Origin of the sequence: Streptomyces iconiensis, assembly GCF_028657195.3 — a bacterium.
Lineage (GTDB): Bacteria > Actinomycetota > Actinomycetes > Streptomycetales > Streptomycetaceae > Streptomyces > Streptomyces iconiensis.
The window spans coordinates 1-19,594 of record NZ_JANCPR020000088.1; the positions used below are offsets into that span (position 1 = coordinate 1).

General features: G+C 69.2%; 15 protein-coding genes and 1 rRNA gene. 7 read left to right on the plus strand and 9 right to left on the minus strand.

Going from position 1 to position 19,594, the window contains the following annotated elements:
* Positions 1-140 precede the first annotated feature (140 nt).
* A complete protein-coding gene (secA, locus tag NMN56_RS41985) occupies positions 141-2,981 on the minus strand; it encodes a preprotein translocase subunit SecA (RefSeq protein ID WP_274047585.1) in 2,841 nt (946 codons plus the stop codon).
* 180 nt (positions 2,982-3,161) lie between these two features.
* On the opposite strand from secA, the gene NMN56_RS41990 reads away from it, so the two are divergent.
* Together NMN56_RS41990 and NMN56_RS41995 are read left to right on the plus strand one after the other, a co-directional pair.
* On the plus strand, positions 3,162-3,743 hold the full coding sequence (locus NMN56_RS41990; protein WP_274047583.1) for a GNAT family N-acetyltransferase: 582 nt from the start codon (positions 3,162-3,164) through the stop codon (positions 3,741-3,743).
* Positions 3,744-3,830: 87 nt separating this feature from the next.
* Positions 3,831-5,030, plus strand: coding sequence for a winged helix-turn-helix domain-containing protein (locus NMN56_RS41995; RefSeq protein WP_274047582.1), 1,200 nt, complete (start codon positions 3,831-3,833; stop codon positions 5,028-5,030).
* A 56-nt stretch (positions 5,031-5,086) separates the two neighbouring features.
* Here NMN56_RS41995 and NMN56_RS42000 read toward each other — a convergent pair whose 3' ends face one another.
* From NMN56_RS42000 to mtnA, 7 genes are all read right to left on the minus strand, one after another.
* On the minus strand, positions 5,087-5,836 hold the full coding sequence (locus NMN56_RS42000; RefSeq protein WP_430542848.1) for a response regulator: 750 nt from the start codon (positions 5,834-5,836) through the stop codon (positions 5,087-5,089).
* A 150-nt stretch (positions 5,837-5,986) separates the two neighbouring features.
* Positions 5,987-6,688 (minus strand): ribosome hibernation-promoting factor, HPF/YfiA family, encoded by a 702-nt coding sequence (gene hpf / locus NMN56_RS42005; RefSeq protein WP_274047581.1) that lies wholly within the window; start codon positions 6,686-6,688, stop codon positions 5,987-5,989.
* A 304-nt stretch (positions 6,689-6,992) separates the two neighbouring features.
* Positions 6,993-7,733 (minus strand): ComF family protein, encoded by a 741-nt coding sequence (locus NMN56_RS42010; protein WP_274047579.1) that lies wholly within the window; start codon positions 7,731-7,733, stop codon positions 6,993-6,995.
* A 152-nt stretch (positions 7,734-7,885) separates the two neighbouring features.
* On the minus strand, positions 7,886-9,817 hold the full coding sequence (locus tag NMN56_RS42015) for an LpqB family beta-propeller domain-containing protein (RefSeq protein ID WP_274047577.1): 1,932 nt from the start codon (positions 9,815-9,817) through the stop codon (positions 7,886-7,888).
* Complete coding sequence (mtrB, locus tag NMN56_RS42020; protein ID WP_274047576.1) at positions 9,807-11,723, minus strand: MtrAB system histidine kinase MtrB; 1,917 nt, start codon at positions 11,721-11,723, stop codon at positions 9,807-9,809. Before mtrB ends, NMN56_RS42015 begins: the two co-directional genes overlap by 11 nt.
* Before the next feature lies 1 nt (position 11,724).
* A complete protein-coding gene (gene mtrA / locus NMN56_RS42025) occupies positions 11,725-12,402 on the minus strand; it encodes a two-component system response regulator MtrA (protein ID WP_274047575.1) in 678 nt (225 codons plus the stop codon).
* The gene (mtnA, locus tag NMN56_RS42030; protein ID WP_274047574.1) at positions 12,399-13,538 is read right to left on the minus strand and encodes an S-methyl-5-thioribose-1-phosphate isomerase; all 1,140 of its coding nucleotides are present in this window, start codon (positions 13,536-13,538) and stop codon (positions 12,399-12,401) included. Before mtnA ends, mtrA begins: the two co-directional genes overlap by 4 nt.
* Before the next feature lie 135 nt (positions 13,539-13,673).
* Between mtnA and NMN56_RS42035 the strand changes: the two genes are divergently transcribed.
* Genes NMN56_RS42035 through NMN56_RS42055 form a run of 5 tightly spaced genes read left to right on the plus strand, consistent with a single transcriptional unit; the run spans position 13,674 to position 19,336 of the window.
* Entirely contained in the window at positions 13,674-15,038 is a 1,365-nt protein-coding gene (locus NMN56_RS42035) for a DUF7847 domain-containing protein (RefSeq protein WP_274047573.1), read from the plus strand.
* Between the two features lie 4 nt (positions 15,039-15,042).
* Positions 15,043-15,783 (plus strand): DUF4129 domain-containing protein, encoded by a 741-nt coding sequence (locus NMN56_RS42040; protein ID WP_274047572.1) that lies wholly within the window; start codon positions 15,043-15,045, stop codon positions 15,781-15,783.
* Positions 15,780-17,045 (plus strand): DUF4350 domain-containing protein, encoded by a 1,266-nt coding sequence (locus NMN56_RS42045; protein ID WP_274047571.1) that lies wholly within the window; start codon positions 15,780-15,782, stop codon positions 17,043-17,045. Before NMN56_RS42040 ends, NMN56_RS42045 begins: the two co-directional genes overlap by 4 nt.
* Entirely contained in the window at positions 17,042-18,007 is a 966-nt protein-coding gene (locus tag NMN56_RS42050; RefSeq protein WP_274047569.1) for an AAA family ATPase, read from the plus strand. Before NMN56_RS42045 ends, NMN56_RS42050 begins: the two co-directional genes overlap by 4 nt.
* Positions 18,008-18,025: 18 nt before the next feature.
* Positions 18,026-19,336: a DUF58 domain-containing protein gene (locus NMN56_RS42055; RefSeq protein WP_274047568.1), complete on the plus strand. Its 1,311-nt coding sequence runs from the start codon at positions 18,026-18,028 to the stop codon at positions 19,334-19,336.
* A gap of 138 nt (positions 19,337-19,474) precedes the next feature.
* On the opposite strand, the gene rrf is transcribed toward NMN56_RS42055, so the two are convergent.
* Positions 19,475-19,591: ribosomal RNA gene (gene rrf, locus NMN56_RS42060) — 5S ribosomal RNA — on the minus strand.
* Positions 19,592-19,594: the final 3 nt, after the last annotated feature.

Below are 19,594 nucleotides of genomic sequence, written 5' to 3' on the forward strand. Positions count from 1 at the left end.
CCTGGGGTGTCCGGCCCTCTCTGCTCTGTCCTACGCCGCCCTGCACCGCTTCACAACGGATCCCGCGTCACAACGGGAGACCGTCTTCCGCGCCACGGCGGAACGCCCGCCGCACACCGCCGCAGCGGCGCGACGGCGCGCTACTTGCGCTTCTTGCGGCCCTTCTGGGCCTTGCGGCGCTCGGCACGGGTCATCCCGTCGGCCTGGGACCGTACGGGCCCCGCCTCGTCGTCGCCGTCGGTGCCGCCCGCGTCCATCTCGCCCTCGACGACGCCGCCTTCGGCCGTCGGCGCCGAGAAGTGGAGGCGGTCGGGCCGCTGGGGCGCCTCAAGGCCCTTGGCCCGGATGGAGGGTGCGGGCCCGCCGCCGGCCGGGACCGCGTCGCGGGACTCCTTCTTGTCGAGCGACGGCACGGGCTTGGCGTCCTCGACCGGAATCTCCTCGACCTGCTGCTCGACCTGGACCTCCAGGTTGAACAGATAGCCGACGGACTCCTCCTTGATGCCCTCCATCATGGCCTGGAACATGTCGTAGCCCTCGCGCTGGTACTCGACCAGCGGGTCCTTCTGGGCCATCGCACGCAGGCCGATGCCCTCCTGGAGATAGTCCATCTCGTAGAGGTGCTCGCGCCACTTGCGGTCGAGGACCGAGAGGACCACGCGCCGCTCCAGCTCACGCATGATGTCCGAGCCCAGCTCGGCCTCGCGCGCGTCGTACTGCTCGTGGATGTCGTCCTTGATCGACTCGATGATGAAGTCGGAGGTGATGCCCTCGCGGTCGCCCGCGGCCTCCTCCATCTCCTCAACGGTGACCTTGACCGGGTAGAGCTGCTTGAAGGCGCTCCACAGCCGGTCCATGTCCCATTCCTCGGCGAAACCCTCGACGGTCTCCGCCTGGACGTACGCCTCGATGGTGTCGTCCATGAAGTGCCGCACCTGCTCGTGCAGGTCCTCGCCCTCCAGGACGCGGCGGCGCTCGCCGTAGATGACCTCGCGCTGCCGGTTGAGGACCTCGTCGTACTTGAGGACGTTCTTGCGGATCTCGAAGTTCTGCTGCTCGACCTGCGACTGGGCCGAGGCGATGGCGCGGGTCACCATCTTGTTCTCGATCGGCACGTCGTCGGGCACGTTGGCCATCGACATGACGCGCTCGACCATCTGGGCCTTGAACAGCCGCATCAGGTCGTCACCGAGCGACAAGTAGAAGCGCGATTCGCCGGGGTCGCCCTGACGGCCGGAACGGCCGCGCAGCTGGTTGTCGATACGGCGTGACTCGTGCCGCTCGGTGCCCAGGACGTACAGCCCGCCGAGCTCCTTGACCTCGTCCACGTCCGACTTGACCGACTTCTCGGCCTCCTCCAGCACGGCGGGCAGCGCTGCGGCCCACTCCTCGACGTGCTCGACCGGGTCGAGACCGCGCTCGCGCAGCTGGTTCTCGGCCATGCCCTCGGCGTTGCCGCCGAGCTTGATGTCGGTACCGCGCCCCGCCATGTTCGTCGCGACCGTGACAGAGCCCCTGCGGCCCGCCTCCGCGACGATGAGCGCCTCACGCTCGTGGTTCTTGGCGTTCAGCACCTGGTGCGTGACACCGCGCTTGGTGAGCTGCTTGGAGAGGTACTCGGACTTCTCGACCGAGGTGGTGCCGACCAGGATCGGCTGGCCCTTCTCGTGCTTCTCCGCGATGTCGTCCACGACGGCGTCGAACTTGGCGACCTCGGTGCGGTAGATCAGGTCGGCCTGGTCGGCGCGGGCCAGCGGACGGTTGGTCGGGATCGGGACCACACCGAGCTTGTAGATCTGGTAGAACTCGGCCGCCTCGGTCATCGCCGTACCGGTCATGCCCGACAGGGTGTTGTAGAGGCGGAAGAAGTTCTGCAGGGTGATCGTCGCGAGCGTCTGGTTCTCATCCTTGATCTCCACCCCTTCCTTCGCCTCGATCGCCTGGTGCATGCCCTCGTTGTAGCGGCGGCCCGCGAGGATACGGCCGGTGTGCTCGTCAACGATCATGACCTCGCCGTCCATGACGACGTAGTCCTTGTCGTTCTTGTAGAGCTCCTTGGCCTTGATCGCGTTGTTGAGGTAGCCCACGAGCGGGGTGTTGACCGACTCGTAGAGGTTGTCGATCCCCAGCCAGTCCTCGACCTTGGCGACGCCCGCCTCATGGATGGCGACGGTGCGCTTCTTCTCGTCGATCTCGTAGTCGCCGGTCTCCGGCTTCTGCGTACGAGGATCGCCCGCCTCGCCCTTCTCCAGCCGCTTCACCAGCTTGGCGAAGTCGCTGTACCACTTGGTGGCCTGGTCAGCGGGGCCAGAAATGATCAGAGGCGTACGTGCCTCGTCGATGAGGATCGAGTCGACCTCATCGACGATCGCGAAGTTATGTCCGCGTTGCACCAGTTCGTCCTTCGACCACGCCATGTTGTCGCGCAGGTAGTCGAATCCGAACTCGTTGTTCGTGCCGTAGGTGATGTCGCACGCGTACTGCTCACGGCGCTGCGCCGGGGTCATGTTGGCGACGATGCAACCGACCTCAAGACCGAGGAAACGGTGCACACGGCCCATCCACTCGGAGTCACGCTGTGCGAGGTAGTCGTTGACCGTGACGATGTGCACGCCGTCACCCGAGATCGCGTTCAGATACGCGGGGAGCGTGCTGACCAGGGTCTTGCCCTCACCGGTCTTCATCTCGGCGACGTACCCGAGGTGCAGTGCCGCGCCGCCCATGAGCTGCACGTCGAAGTGCCGCTCACCGAGCACGCGCTTGGCGGCCTCGCGGATGGTGGCGAACGCCTCCGGCATCAGGTCGTTGAGGCTCTCGCCGTCGGCGTACCGCTCCTTGTACTCGTCCGTGAGGGCTCGCAGCTCTGCGTCCGACAGGCCGACGAAGTCCTCTTCGATGGAATTCACCTGCCGCGCGATGCGGTCCAGCTTGCGCAGGATCTTCCCTTCACCTGCGCGCATGAGCTTGCCGAAGACGGACACTTAGGGTGGCTCCTTGCCGGTCGGGCCTGGCACGGTCTGCACAGTCTGTGCGCGGACACGCGGTCCTCTCCTTGAGGGCCTTGCCGCACCGGCCATCGTATGCGAGGGACGACTGCCCCTGTACCCCCAACGTGCCGGAGCCCTTCAAGGTGCCGAAGGGACGGGCGGCACAATCGGGACATGGAACCCGTCACACTGCGGACCGCGCGCCTGTTCCTGCGCCCCTTCGAGGAACGGGACGAGGAGGCGGTCGCCGCGGCCTGCAACGATCCCGGCATCCTGCGCTTCCTTCCGCTGCCCGACCCGTACCGGCTCAAGGACGCCGAGGAGTTCGTCCGCGAGGTGAGCCCGTCGGGCTGGCGCGAGGACACGCTGTACAACTTCGGCGTCTTCACACACAGTGGCGATCTCGTCGGCTCCATGGGCCTCGTCGGCCTCGCTCAGCTGCGCACGCCGGAGCGCCAGGCCGAACTGGGCTTCTGGACCGCACGCGGGCAGCGGCGCAAGGGCTACACCACGGAGGCGGGCCGCGCCGTCGTGGACTGGGCGTTCACCGCGCTGGGTGTCGAACGCATGGAGTGGATCGCCCAGGCGGACAACGAGGGATCACACGCGGTCGCCCTGCGCATCGGATTCGTGGACGAGGGCATCCAGCGGGCACGCATCGTGCACAGGGGAACACGACGTGACGCCCGCGTCGCCGCACTGCTCCCCTCGGACCGCGGCCACACCCAGGCGACCCCGTACCTCCCCTCGCGCTGAACGGGGCGCGTTGCCAGGGCCTCGTGAAGTGCTTCGCCAGGGGCCTCGTGAAGTGCGTTGTCAGAGGCCGCACTTATCGTGTGCCGCATGACCTCCGGCATCACCACTCCCGGGCTGCCAGGCCCCGAACTCACCCTCACCGCCGACGAAGCGCGCCGTATCGCACTGCGGGCCCAGGGCCTGCTCGGCGCCCCCGACCGCCGCGCCGGGGTGCGCGGCGTGCTGCGGCACCTCGGCGCGGTCCAGCTCGACACGATCTCGGTACTGGCCCGTTCGCACGAGCTGGTGCCCTACGCGCGGCTGGGCGCCGTCGGCCGGCAGGCGGTGGAGTCCGCGTACTGGTCGGACACGCACAGTTTCGAGTACTGGTCCCATGCCGCCTGTGTGCTGCCCATCGAGGAGTGGCCGCACTTCGCCTTCCGGCGGCGCGCGTTCCGCCGGCGGGGGCGGCGCTGGCACATGATGCGGGACCGCGAGGGTTCCTGCGCCGCGGTGCGCGACCGGCTCAAGTCCGAGGGGCCGCTGACCACGGCCGGCCTGGGCGGCGGGCGCAACGGCGGCGAATGGTGGGACTGGTCCGAGAGCAAGATCGCGGTGGAGTGGCTGCTGGACATCGGCGAGGTCGTGGTCGCCGAACGCCGCGGCTGGAAGCGGATCTACGATCTCGCCGAGCGCGCCGTACCCGATGCCCTGCTGCACGACGACCTCGACGACGACGAGTGCCTGCGCCGCCTCGTCGCGCAGGCGGGTGCCGCGCTGGGCGTCGCCACCCGCGCCGACCTCGCGGACTACCACCGCCTCAAGAACGACCAGGTGGAGGCCGCGCTGCCCGGCACGGGACTGGTGCCGGTCGAGGTACGCGGCTGGAACAAGCCCGCCTGGGCCGACCCCGCGGCCCTGGCGACCGTACCCAGGGGGCGGCACCGCACCACGCTCCTGTCCCCCTTCGACTCACTGATCTGGGACAGAGCACGCACCGAGCGCGTATTCGGCTTCACCCACCGCCTGGAGGCGTACGTCCCCAAGCCGCAGCGGGTGCACGGCTACTTCACGATGCCGCTCCTCGCGGGCGGCAGGCTGCGCGGCCGTGTGGACCCGGCCCGCGAGGGCACCACGCTCGTCGCACGCCAGCTCTCGCTGCTGGACGACAAGGCGGTCGAGCCCATGGCACAGGCCCTGCGCGAGGCGGCCAATTGGGTCGGCTGCGACGCCGTACGCGTCGAACGGTGCGCCCCCGGGAACCTGCGCCCCCACCTCCAGGAAGCCCTGGCAGCCCTCGGGCTCTGAGCGCCCCGAGTCCTCCTGGAACGCCCCGGCAGCGCCCACCGCAACGACCGCGCCCGTCAGCGGATTTCGAGAATCTTCTCCCGCATCGCGTACACCACGGCCTCCATCCTGGAGTGCAGCTGCAGCTTCTCCAGGATGTTGCGCACATGGTTCTTGACGGTGTTCTCGCTGATGAACAACTCCTTGGCGATGTCCCGGTTGTTCATCCCCGTAGCGACGAGCTTGAGCACCTCCAGCTCCCGCTCCGTGAGCTTCGGCGCCGGCACGAGCTTGCTCTCGTCGGTGCGCTGGATCATCGACTTGAACTCGGTGAGCAGCTTCGCCGCCATCGAAGGGCTGATCTGGGACTGCCCGTCCGCCACGGCCCGGATGGCGGTGGAGACCTCGTCGGTGGAGATCTCCTTGAGCAGATAGCCGGTCGCTCCCGCCTTGATGGCGTCGTAGAGGTCGGCCTCCTCATCGCTGATGGTCAGCATGATGATCTTCGCGCTGGGGGCGACCTCCTTGATGGAGGTGCATGCCTCGATCCCGCCGCGCTTGGGCATCCGCACATCCATCAGCACGATGTCGGGCAACAGGTCGGCGGCCTTGTCCACCGCCTCGGCCCCGTCTCCTGCCTCCCCGATGACCTCGATGTCCTCCTCCTGCGCGAGGACGATCTCCAGGCCGCGCCGGAAGAGAGCGTGGTCATCGACGACGAGGACCCGAATGGGTTCCTTGCGCCGCTCCCGCTCGCCGGGCTCCTCCTCCGCCGGACCCGGGTGTGCATCGGGCATGGGCATCGCTGGCCCGAAGCTGTCCACCATGGTTCCTCCCCCTGCACCCTATGCCGCACCAACCCAGCTACGGAGAAAGGCGGTTGGTGTAGGTCATGATGTTACTCATGCCTACGCCCCCGGCCTGGTCCGAGATCCTGCCGGGGGCGCGAGCATCCAACCGGTGGCTCGCGGGCCGTGTCAGCCGAGGAGCGCGCCGCCTGCGCCGGGCGGCGGTGCCTCGACGAGCGGGTCCGACTCCAGGTGGATCACGCCGTAGTCGTATCCGTGCCGCCTGTAGACGACACTGGGCTGCTTGGTCTCGGAGTCGACGAACAGATAGAAGTCGTGTCCGACCAACTCCATCTCGTAAAGCGCCTGGTCGAGCGACATGGGCGCTGCGGCGTGCGTCTTCTCACGGACGACGAGCGGCCCCTCTCCCTGGACCTCCAGCGACCCCATCTTGGTGATCACCGGCTGCCCGTCACCTTGCTCGGGAGCAGCCGCCGGGCGAGCAGCCGCATCGAGTTCTCCGTTGAGTTCCGACGCGAGGTGTGCGGTTGCCGCCGCCACACTCATCGGTGCGCGGTTCCCTCCACGGTGGACGCGGCGCTTGTCGGCCTGCTTGCGCAGGCGCGCTTCCAGCTTGCTGGACGCCAGGTCCAGTGCCGCGTAGGGATCGGAAGCTGCCGCCTCCGCACGGATGACCGGTCCACGGGTACGCAGGGTGATCTCCACCCTGTCGGAACGGTCGGCCTGCCGGGGGTTGTGCTCCTTGCACACCTCGACATCAAGGTTGATCACCTTTCCGTCGAGCTTCTTGATCTTCTCCAGCTTCTCGGCCACGTGCTTGCGGAACCGGTCGGGCACCTCTGTCTTGCGGCCCTTGACGACGATGTCCACGCAGAACTCCGTTCCCGGACAGCTCCGCAGACTTCCGTGCGAAGCGTCCTTGGTGCACTGACACCGGAGGTTCGGCCTTCCGCCGATCACTCTCCGGCACAAGGTCGGCTTGCGAGTTTCACCTCCTCCTCCCCCGTAGGGAAGATCGCCACCCAATCCGAACGTACCTCCAGCGAGGGAGCGACGGCACCCCCTACCGGCACGTACCTCCGTTCAGGGGACGATTACCTCGTACTACCTGCAACGGTAGGGGCCCACTGCAAGTTCCGGTCACGTTTCCCAGGCTGCCCTCTGAAGCTGCTGGTCACCCAGCTGAGCGCACGGCCAGGACCGCGGCGCCCGTCACACCTCCCAGTGCTCGCGCGGCCTCGGTGAGCGAGGCCCCCGTTGTCATCAAATCGTCCACCAGCACGCTCTCTCCCGCACCCAGCAGGCTCTCGCCACCTGGCACCACCTCCAGGGCCCCGGCGACGTTGGCGGCCCTCTGCGCGGCGCTCAGCCCTGCCTGGTCGGCCACGATCCGCCGCTGCCGCAGCACGCTCAGCACCCGCGCGGGCACCCCCTCCCGCCGCAATGTCCGCGCCGCGACCAGCGCCATGCGCCGCACCGGATCATGCCCGCGCCCCGCGACGGCCCTGCGCGCCGACGGCACCGGCACCAGGGTCACCGGCGGCCAGGACCGGCGCACACGGGTGCACCCGCGCATTCCCGGAATCGTGTCCATGCCCCTCGCCTCGCGAGAGGCCATCCTGACGGCGCCCGCGAGCGCCGCGCCCAGTGGCGCGGCCAGTCCCAGAGCGCCGCGCTCCTTGTGAGCGAGCAGCGCGGCCCGTACCTCGCCGGCGTACGTCAGTGCTCCGTACACACGAGGTAGCCCGGACGGCACCGGCGACGGCCATACCCGTCGCGGCACCGCGCCTTCCAGCACGCTGCTGCACTCGTCACACAAGCGGTCCCGCACTCGGGCCAGACCGCAACCGGCACACCCCATGGGCAGCACCAGACCTGCGAGTTCCTGCCGGAGCCCTTGCCATGACTCCCGCATGTCTCCAACTGTCGCAGTCGGGCGGCGGGCCCACCACCCCTGTGGATAACTTCCCGCGCCACCGCACGCCCGATACGAACAGCCTTGCGCGCCAAGCCGGTTGGCTCGCGCCCCGCTGAACGTAAGCGCAGGTCAACAGCACCGTGGGGAGGTCAGCCGGGATAGGCCGGCGTCGAGCCGCTCTCCGTCAAGGTCTTCCAGTTGGCATCCGGCGGCAGCCGGACGATCCCGCCCTCGGAGTCGGCCAGCAGCGGCCGGCTCTCGTCCTCCGAGGCGGCGACGCCCGTCACGTCGTTGATGCCCGGCAGGGTCGGCTGGTCCGAGACGGAGCCGTCCGTCTCCATGTACTGGAGCTGCTGCACGCCCCCGGACTCGCGCCCCACCACAACGAGCCTGCTGCCGCCCGCCCACGAGGCAGCTGTCACATCCTCCAACTGCGGTGCAACGGGGCGCAGTTCGGCCACCGCCACCTCGGGCTTCTTCGCCGTTCCGCCGCGCACGACACGTCCGAGCTGCAACGAGACCTGCCCGTCCGCCCCTCGCACGCGCAGCGCTATGCGCACCCCGTCCGAGGCGATCCGCAGCGATTCGATGCGCTCGTCCTTGCCGAGGCCGGGAACGCGCACCTCCTCGGGCTCCTCCTTGCCGCCTCGCAACCGCAGCAGCCGGGGGTTCCTCGGGTCACGGTCGGCCACCCACAGGTCGCCCAGGCCGTCCCAACTGGGCGCCGTCAGCCGGTCGTTCTCCCGCTTCGCCTTGCTGATCAGTACCGGGTCGCCCAGCGTGGTGGCGGTGCTGTCCTCCAGCGAGGCGACATAGAGCGAACGGCGGCCTCGCGATATGGCGGCGCCCTCGCTCTCCAGCCGGTTCACCGCGACGGCGCCCATCTCCACACGCCCGCTGCCGAGGGGCCCCTCGACAGACTCGGGCCGCTCGCTCTTGCGTCCGAACGCGGCGACCTTGTGGTCCTTGTCGATGAAGTAGGCCCGCTTCGCACTCCCGTTGAGCCGGCCCGGCTCGTACGTGTCGACCTCTTCGCGTGTCTGCTCACAGAGGCCACGGCCCTTGGGCCCGGGCCCGGCCAGCTCCACCTTGCTGACCTTGGCCGACGCCTGGTCCTGCACGGTGTGCAGCACCTGCGCCGCCATCCTGACGCACTGCTTGCTCCCGGCCTTCGCACCCTTGCTGTTCAGCCGCACCCGCAGCACTCCCGAGTCGTCGAGGGACAGGTGCCGTTGCCCGGCCGCGAGGCGCGTGCCCCGGGGGAAGGAGGAGGTGACGACCGGATCGATCCACCCGGAGGGTCCCTGGAGCAGAGCGGAAACCGTCTCCGTGACCGGATTTATGCGCCGCCGCAGATACACCGGGTCGGCGACGAGCACGTTCTGGCCGTCCGTGATCGATTCGGCGTCGTACCCGAGCTGCGCGTAGTAGTACGTGTTGATCGGGCGGTAGATGCGCTGGAAGTCGGACTCCCCCAGCACAAGCCCGTCCGGCATCCGGTCGATGCGCCACTGACCGTCGACCTTGGTCAGATGGAACGTCTCTCCGTACGCGCCCTCCGAGGGCGAGTAGGCATGCTTGCCGTCGACCTCCGCCATCCGGGTGCCGGAGACCTCCACCGCGTAACCGTTCTTGCCCACCGCGCCCCTGGGCGCCTTACGCGCTGTCGGCCCGTTCGAGAGAACCGTCGTGCTCTCGAACGGGTCCCAGTTACGCTCCATTTGGGGCGTCAGGTACTCGCGCGCCGTCGGGAACTCCGCCTCGTCGCTGGTCGTGGCCTCCAGGAAACCGCGCACGATCTGCTGCGGCGACTCGCCCTTCTGCGGACTGACGCTGTAGACCCGCACCTGCGAATCGCTCTCCGCGCGGTGCGACGAATTGACGTGGTCGACGTTGCCGTCATCCGGCATCGAAGCGCACCCGGACAGCAGGACGGCGAGCGCGGCCGGCACCGCATATACCGCCGGCCGCCCCCTGCGCTTCGTCCTGCGGCGCTCCGCCACCGTCCATGAGGGCGCGTACTCCGGAGCGCCCGCCGACCGGGCGTGCTCCCTACGGTCCGCCGGGGGCTCAGTTGCCATCCCCGTTGCCCTCCTGATCGTCCGAAACGGCTCCCCCGGCGGTCACACGCGCGTCGGAAGCCGCCCGCGACTGCGCCGGAACGTGTACGTCCAGTCCTCGCCTGCGCCGTGAATCGGCGGGCTCCAGCGACAGCGGCGACCCCCGTAGCTGCTCCCCCGCCGTGCACGGCAGCGTCAGCACGAACTGCGAGCCGTCCCCCGGCTCACCCCACGCGCACAGCCACCCACCGTGCAGCCGGGCGTCCTCGATCGCGATCGACAGGCCGAGCCCGGTCCCCCCCGTCGTACGGGCACGCGCGGGGTCCGCCCGCCAGAAGCGGTTGAAGACGCGCTCCGCCTCACCCTCCTTGAGGCCGACGCCGTAGTCGCGCACGGCCACAGCCACGGCGCCTCCGCCGGTCGCGAGCCGGACGACGACATCGCGCCCCTCACCGTGTTCGACCGCGTTGTCCACCAGGTTCCGCAGCACCCGTTCGATTCTGCGGCTGTCCATCTCAGCCATGACAGGGCGCTCGTCGCCTCGTACAAGCATCCGGCTGCCCTTACGGTCGGCGAGCGGCTCGGCGCCCTCGACGACCCGGTGGACCACATCGCGCAGGTCCGTGGGCCCGGCCTCCAGATTGGCCGCACCCGCGTCGAAGCGGCTGATCTCCAGGAGGTCACCCAGCAGCGACTCGAAGCGGTCGAGCTGGCCCAGCAGCAGTTCGGCGGAGCGTGCCGTGGCCGGGTCGAAGTCCTCACGCGCCTCATGGATCACGTCAGCCGCCATCCGTACCGTCGTCAGCGGCGTACGCAGCTCATGCGAGACGTCGGAGACGAACCGGCGCTGCATCCGGGACAGCTCCTCCAGCTGCTGGATCTTCAACTGGAGGTTCTGCGCCATCTTGTTGAAGGACTCACCCAGGCGTGCGATGTCGTCCTCGCCCGTGACCTTCATCCGCTCCTGGAGCCTGCCCGCCGCCAGCCGCTCGGAGATCCCCGCCGCCATCCGTACGGGTGTGACCACCTGCCGCACCACCAGCCAGGCAATGGCCCCCAGCAGCACGACAACGAACACTCCCGCCGTCGCCAACGTGCCCTTGACCAGGCTCAACGACTCCTCCTCCTGCGTGAAGGGGAAGACGTAGTACAGCTGGTACGGGTTGGCGCGCGCGTCGTTCAGCCGCTTACCGACGATCAGCGCGGGGTCGCTGCCCTTGTCCTGGCGGTAAACCCGCGCATAGCGCTGGTGCGTACCGGTCTGCTCATCGAGCGCCTTGCGCAGGTCCGCCGGAATGCTCTCCTCCGGGCGGATGTCGCCCGAGGAACGCGGCCCTCTGGTGCCGATGTTGCCCGTGCCGACGAACGGCGCCTCGTTGTTCTTCGAGCCGAGCGCCACCACCGAGTACACGCCCTGGCCACCGCTGGCGAGCTGCTCCACCAGGTTGTTCATCCAGGTACCGGTGTTCTGCACACTCCGGCTGCCCCGGGGGCTGTCCTCCGTGCCGCTGTGCCCGCCGCCCGCGCTGTCGGCCATCTGCTGAGCCGCCGTGAACCCGCCGGCCGCCTGGCTCTGCGCGGTCTTCTCCTTGGCCTCCAGCAGACCGTTGCGCACCTGCCCGATCACGACGATGCCGAGCAGCAGAACCACACCGAGCGACAGCAGCAGGGTGGCCACCACCACCCTGAGCTGGATGTTGCGGCGCCACAGCCGCATCACCGGCAGGAGCGGCCTGCGCACCCAGCGGACGAAGAAGCGCACCATCGGCCGGGCACCTGGCCCGGCCGCACCCTCGGGCAGCAGCCCGTCGGAGAAGAGCACGCCACTTCGCCACAGGCGTCCGAACTTGGATATATCGGACTCGCGCCCCGTACCCGTGCCCCGACCCCCACCGCCCCGGTGCGGCGCGGAGCCGTTCCGGGTCATGTCAGCTTGGTCCGGCCTTGTAGCCGACACCACGCACGGTCACCACGATCTCCGGCCGCTCCGGGTCCCTCTCGACCTTCGAACGCAGTCGCTGCACATGCACATTGACCAGCCGTGTGTCCGCCGCGTGCCGGTACCCCCACACCTGCTCAAGCAGCACCTCCCGCGTGAACACCTGCCACGGCTTACGGGCCAGCGCCACCAGCAGGTCGAACTCCAGGGGCGTCAGCGCTATCGACATCCCCTCCCGCTTCACGGAGTGCCCCGCCACATCGATCACCAGATCGCCAATGGCCAGCTGCTCCGGCGCGGGCTCCTCCGACCGCCGTAGCCGCGCCCTGATCCTCGCCACCAGCTCCTTCGGTTTGAACGGTTTGACGATGTAGTCATCAGCCCCTGACTCCAGGCCGACCACCACATCAACGGTGTCGGTCTTGGCGGTCAGCATGACGACCGGCACACCGGACTCGGCCCGGATCAGACGGCACACTTCAATGCCGTCCCTCCCGGGCAACATCAGATCGAGCAGCACCAGATCAGGCTTGGTCTCACGAAAGGCGGCAAGCGCCTTGTCGCCGTCCGCTACGAACGACGGTTCAAAACCTTCGCCGCGCAGCACAATGCCAAGCATCTCTGCCAGTGCGGTGTCGTCATCGACGACAAGGACGCGTCCCTTCATGGGTTCATCATCCCATTAGCCGATCGCGACAATCCCCTTCGTGACGCGGAACACAACACCGCTATGTTTTCCGCTGTGACGGGAGAGGCCACTCCGCGGTCCGTGACCACGGCCGTCACCAGCTCAGGAGGCGTCACGTCGAAGGCCGGGTTGTATGCCTGAGCGCCCACCGGGGCCAGCGGAATCCCCCCTGTGGGTTCCGGAGACCCGCCCGTTCCGCGTCCCCACGGAATTTCCGTCACCTCGTGTCCTGGACGCTGCTCTACCTCGATGTCGTCTCCCGATTCCGTCTGCGGATCCATCGTCGTGACCGGTGCGGCCACCAGGAACGGCACCCCGTGGTGCCCGGCCAGCACCGCCAGCGAGTATGTGCCGACCTTGTTGGCCACCGAACCGTCGGCCGCGATCCGGTCAGCGCCCACCACAACGGCGTCCACCTCACCCGCCGCGAACAACGACCCGGCGGCGCCGTCGGCCAGCACGCTGTAGGTCATGCCTTCCCTGGCCGCCTCGTACGCGGTCAGCCGTGCGCCCTGCAACAGCGGCCGGGTCTCGTCCACCCACAGCCGACGCAGCTCACCGGCCCTGTGCACCGCCCGTACGATGCCGAGAGCCGTACCGTGCCCGCCGGAAACCAGCCTCCCGGTGTTGCAGTGGGTGAGGATCCGCAGTCCACCCCCCGGTACCAGCTCATCAAGCAGTGCGATGCCGTGTTCGGCGATGCGGTCACTCGCCTCGGCATCCTCCCGGTGCAGCGTTCTGGCCTCGGCCAGCGCCTGCGCCGCGGCCCTCCCGGAATCACTCCCGGCACGAGAGGCGGCCTGGTGCGCCGCCTCCACACGCCGCGCGCCATACGCCAGGTTGACGGCCGTCGGTCTCGCCCGGGCCAACTGCTCAGCCGCGTCCGCCACATCGAAGCCCCGCGCCGCCGCCAGAGCGACGCCGTAACCACCCGCGATGCCCAGCAACGGCGCACCCCGTACGGCCAGCGACTGGATCGCGTCCACCAGCGCCGGTACATCGGTGCACACCAGCTCGACCTCTTCGGCGGGCAACCGCGTCTGGTCGAGGAGCACCACAACCGGCCCTTCCGGCAACTCCTCCCAGCGGAGCGCCGGGACACTCTCTTCAGCCATCCGCACAGTCTGCCTTGCCACCAGGGGCCACCAGAAGTCACCCGCAGCTCCCGCCTGGCCACGTTCGGGCCTCCCCGTGGCACGATGGGCAGCCAATCAGGCGCCGGAGCTACCGACACCACGAGGTGACCTCACGTGAACGACTCCCCGGGCTGGGCTTCGCCCGGATCCTCTTCGTCCGACCCCGACCCCTCCAGGAAGGGCGCCCCGGACGACGAACAGGAGCGCACGTCCGCCGAGGCAACACCCCGGCCCCCAGCCGACGAGCCGCCCCGCAACTGGGCCCCCCAACAGCCCCCCGCCGCCCCGGGCCAGGGCTGGGGCTGGGGCCAAGCAGGCTCAGGCCAAGGCCCAGGTCAGGGCCCGGGCCAAGGTCCGGGTCAAGGCCCAGGTCAGGGTCCGAACCGCGGCGGCCCGGGCTGGGGGGCGCCACCGCCGCACGGCGGCGGCCCTGCCCCAAGCGGCTGGAACAACAGCTGGAACACCGCCTGGGCCCAGCCTCCGCAAGCCGCCAAGCCCGGCGTCATCCCCCTGCGCCCGCTCGGCATCGGCGAGATCCTCGACGGCTCGGTCAGCACCATGCGCGCCCACTGGCGCACGGTTCTCGGCATCTCACTCGCCGTCGCCGTCATCACCGAACTGGTCTCGGCCGTCACCATGGCCCTCTGGTTCCGCGACGGCGACGAACTCGACGCCCTCGCCAACAACGAGAACCCCAGCCTCGAAGACCTCAACAGAGCACTCTCCGGCGCCCTCGGCAGCGTCGGCGTCACCGCCGTGATCGGCGTGCTGGGCAGCGTCATAGCGACAGGCATGCTCACCGTCGTCTTCAGCCGCGCGGTCCTCGGCCGTCAGATCACCATCGGTGAAGCCTGGCGCGACGCCCGTCCCCAACTCCTGCGCCTCCTCGGCCTCCTGCTCCTCCTCCCCCTCCTCGTCACCGCCGCCATGACGGTCTGCCTCGTACCCGGCATCCTCGCCGCGGTCGCCGGCTCGCCCGTCGCCGCGGCCTCCCTCTTCTTCCTCGGCGGGCTCGGCGGCCTCGTGGTGGGAGTGTGGCTCTGGATCCGCTACTGCCTCTCCACTCCGGCCCTGATGCTGGAGAAGCAGGGTGTCATCGCCTCCATGCGCCGATCGGCCAAGCTGGTACGCGGCACCTGGTGGCGCATCCTCGGTATCCAGCTCCTGGCCCTCATCATGGTCTTCTTCATCTCCTCCATCGTTCAGCTCCCCACCACCCTGATCGCCGCGCTCGTCAGTGGCGAGGGCAGCTCCTTCACCAGCGTGTCCGCAGCGGTCAGCTGGAGTTCCCTGACCATCAACGGCATCGGCTCGGTCATCGCCTCCGCCGTCACGCTCCCGCTCACCGCGGGAATCACGGCCCTGCTCTACCTCGACCAGCGCATCCGCCGCGAGGCTCTCGACCTCGAACTGGCCCGCGCCGCAGGCGTCCCCGGCTACGCACACCCCGGGGCCGGCCAGCAGACCCCGGGAACCTGAGGCGATGACGGGGGGACTCGCCCACACCCTGCTCCGCCCGGCCGCCGCCCCGCACAGGGTGGCGGCCCTGGCCGGTGACAACGACGTTCCCGTCACCACCCCGCGCCTCCCCGCCCGCGAGGACGCCGAACGTGAGCTGTCCCGGCAGGAGTACCACGAGCATGACCCCGGCCTCCTCCAGCGCGTCCTCGACTGGATCTGGGACCGTGTCAGCGACCTCCTCAGTACCGCTGCCCAGGCCACCCCCGGCGGCTGGGTCGGTCTCACCGTCCTCCTCATCGTCGTCGTACTCCTGGTCATCGCCCTTCGCCTGCGCCTTGGCAAGCTCCGGCCCGAACCCACCACGGGCTCGGCCTCCCTCTTCACCGAAGGCCCCCGCAGCGCCGCCGACCACCGCGCGGCCGGCGAGACCCACGCCGCGGCCGGGCGCTGGAGCGAGGCCCTCCAGGAACGCATGCGCGCCATGGTCCGCGCCCTTGAGGAACGCGCCCTCCTGGACCCCCGCCCCGGCCGCACGGCCGACGAGGCAGCCACCGAGGCCGGCCACGTCCTCCCGGAGCACGCCGGCCAACTCCACGCCGCCGCCCGCGCGTTCGACGAGGTCACCTACGCCGATCGCCCCGCCGACCAGGCCACCTACCTACGCGTCCGCGACCTGGACACTGCCCTGCAGCACGCCACTCCGCACCTCAGCCGTCCCGAGACCCGCGTGCCTTCCGCGGCCCCACGCGGAGGCAACGCGTGAGCGCTTCCACCACCACCTCCACATCACCGACGGCCCACCAGCTGTGGCACCGCGCCCGCGGTCTCCTGCTTGCCGCCGCCATCCTCGCCGTGGCGGGGGTGACCATCGCAGCCCTGCGCTCGGGTGGCGAACACGGCCTGCTCGACCCGCGCTCCGCCGACCCCTACGGCAGCAAAGCCGTCTCCCGCCTCCTCTCCGACCGCGGCATCCACACCAAGGTCCTCACCAGCTCCACCGAGATCCTCGCCCAGACGGACCCCGCCACCACGCTTCTCGTCCCGGCTCCGGACTCCCTCAACGAGCGCCAGCGCGACGAGATCCGCCGAGCCGCCCTCCGCAGCGGCCGGACCGTCCTTGTCGCCCCGGGCGCCGACACGGCCTCAGCCCTGGCCCCCGGGGTACGAACGGCCTCCCCCACACCTGTCCAACCGGTGCTCCCAGGCTGCGACTTCCCAGCCGCCCGCCGCGCGGGCAACGTCGACCTCGGTGGCTTCCGGTACTCCGCCAAGACCGAGCAGGCGGACAGCTGCTACCTCCGTCAGGGCAAAGGGACGCTTCTCCGCCTGCCCACGGCTTCCTCCCACGGCTCCAGCTCCGCCCCCACCCGCGACACCGTGCTCCTGGGTGCCCCGGACCTCCTCTACAACGACCACCTCGCCAATCGCGGCAATGCCTCTCTCGCCGTCCAACTGCTCGGCTCCCGCTCCCAGCTCCTCTGGTACCTCCCGAACACATCCGACACCGCTGCTCCCGAAGGCGAAGAGCGAAGCTTCTTCGATCTACTCCCCTCAGGCTGGACCTGGGCCGCGGTCCAGCTCGCCGTCGCCGTAGCGCTCGCCGCCCTGTGGCGTGCCCGCCGGCTGGGCCCCCTCGTCCAGGAACAGCTACCCGTCGCGGTCCCGGCCGCCGAGGCCACCGAAGGCAGAGCCCGTCTCTACCGCAAGGCCAACGCCCGCGCCCACGCAGCCACATCGCTGCGCTCCGCCAGCCGCACCCGCCTCGCACGCCTCGTCGGCGTTTCTCACTCGCAGGCTCACACCCCCGACATCCTCGTCTCCGCGCTGGCCGAACGCACCCGAGGCGGTTCCCCACCTACAGAACCCGAGCGCGACAGCTCTTCCATCCACTCACTCCTCTTCGGCCCACCGCCGCAGAACGACGCTGCGCTGGTCCAACTCGCCGACGCCCTCGACCAGTTCGAGAAGCACGTCACTTCCGACGCTTCCGCCCCGCCCCCGAGAGACAAGGACCGCCCCACGTGAGCGCCCCCTCCCCTGACAGCGCCCGCAGCGCCCTTGAGGCGCTCCGCCAGGAGATCGCCAAGGCCGTCGTCGGTCAGGACGCCGCCGTCACCGGTCTCGTCGTCGCCCTGCTCTGCCGTGGCCATGTGCTCTTGGAGGGTGTCCCGGGCGTGGCGAAGACCCTGCTAGTACGCGCTCTCGCGGCGGCCCTCGAACTCGACACCAAGCGGCTTCAGTTCACCCCCGACCTCATGCCCAGCGACGTCACCGGTTCGCTCATCTATGACGCGCGCACCGCAGAGTTCTCCTTTCAGCCGGGCCCCGCGTTCACGAATCTGCTCCTGGCCGACGAGATCAACCGCACCCCGCCGAAGACCCAGGCATCCCTTCTGGAAGCCATGGAAGAACAGCAGGTATCGGTCGACGGCACGCCCCGCCCGCTGCCCGACCCGTTCTTGGTGGCCGCCACCCAGAACCCCGTCGAGTACGAGGGCACGTATCCCCTGCCTGAGGCTCAGCTCGACCGCTTTCTGCTGAAGCTGAATGTCCCGCTGCCCTCACGCGACGTAGAGGTCGATGTGCTCACACGGCACGCTGCCGGCTTCAATCCGAGGGACCTCCACGCCGCCGGCGTACGTGCCGTCGCCGGCCCCGCCGAAATCGAAGCCGCACGTGCCGCGGTCGCCAAGACGTCCGTCGCTCCCGAAGTCACTGGCTACATCGTCGATATCTGCCGTGCCACTCGTGATTCCCCCTCGCTCTCCCTCGGAGTCTCCCCCCGAGGAGCTACCGCTCTGCTTTCCACAGCCCGCGCCTGGGCCTGGCTCACCGGCCGCGACTACGTCATCCCGGACGATGTGAAGGCTTTCGCGCTGCCCACGCTCCGGCACCGGATCCAGCTCCGCCCCGAAGCGGAAATGGAAGGCGTCACGCCGGACAGCGTGATCAATGCGATCCTCGCCCATGTCCCGGTCCCCCGCTGAGAGATCGAGACCTGACTGATGGCCCTCACTGGACGAACGGCGCTCATCGCCGCCTTTGGCGCACTTCTCGTCGGCCTGTTGCTCCCAAGCTGGACGGGACTTCTCGCCGTCGAACTCCCCCTGCTACTGGCAATCCTGTACGACCTCGCGAGGGCCGCGCCAGTAAATCAGCTGTCGTTCACCCGAACCGGTGATACCTCAGTTCGACTTGGGGAACAGGCGAGCGTCTCACTTGTAGTCACGAACCCCACCCGTCGCACCCTGCGCACCCACATCCGAGATGCCTGGCCGCCCAGCGCCTGGCCCAAGGACGCCCCGGCAACGGTGAGCCGCCACGAACTCACCATTCCAGCCGGCGAACGCCGACGTGTGACAACCGCTCTCCGCCCCACCCGTCGAGGCGACCGCAAAGCGGAGCGCGTCACCATCCGCTCCCACGGCCCCCTCGGCCTCGCCGCCCGGCAGGGCCACCACACCGTGCCCTGGGCCGTTCGCGTCCTGCCGGCGTTCACCAGTCGCAAGCACCTCCCCGCGAAACTGGCCCGCCTCCGTGAACTCGACGGCCGCACAAGCATCCTGACCCGCGGCGAAGGCACCGAGTTCGACAGCCTCCGCGCCTACGTCCCCGGCGATGACACCCGATCCATCGACTGGCGCGCAACGGCTCGGCAATCCAGCGTGGCCGTGCGCACCTGGCGACCTGAACGGGACCGGCGCGTCCTGCTCGTTCTCGACACGGGCCGCACCTCAGCGGGGCGTGTGGGCGACATTCCCCGCCTCGACGTGTCCATGGACGCGGCGCTCCTGCTGGCCGCGCTTGCGGCACGTGCGGGAGACCGCGTCGATCTGCTCGCCTACGACCGGGGCACTCGCGCGAGCGTCAAAGGCCGTACGGGTAACCAGGTCCTTCCGGCTCTCGTGGACGCCATGGCCCCGATCGAGCCCGCGCTGGTCGAGTCGGATGCCCGAGGTCTGGCTTCCGCTGCTATGAAGATCGCTCCCCACCGCTCGCTCCTCGTTCTCCTGACGGGACTCGATCGAGCGCCGGTGGAAGAAGGTCTGCTCCCTGTCCTGCCGCTCCTGACAAAGCGCCACAATGTCCTGGTCGCGTCGGTCACCGATCCACGCATCCAGGAAATGGCCGGGGCCCGGGGATCGCTCGATGCCGTGTACGAGGCCGCAGCAGCCTCTCAGGCCCAGGCGGAACGCCAGGAGACAGCACAGCGACTCCGGCGCTACGGCGTCACCGTCGTCGATGCCCTTCCTGAAGACCTCGCACCGTCCCTCGCCGACGCCTACCTGACCCTCAAGGCAACGGGCCGACTGTGAACGGCTGCACCGTGTGAGAACGCCGCGGGGAATAGCACTACAGAGTAGGGAAGAAGAAATCCCTGCTTTCTGCCGGCAGGGATGGTGAACGCAAGAAAGCCCCGTTGGGGTGTCCCAACGGGGCTTTCTCCACAAGGAGTTCGGCGGTGTCCTACTCTCCCACACGCTCCCGCATGCAGTACCATCGGCGCTGAAAGGCTTAGCTTCCGGGTTCGGAATGAGACCGGGCGTTTCCCTCACGCTATGACCACCGAAACA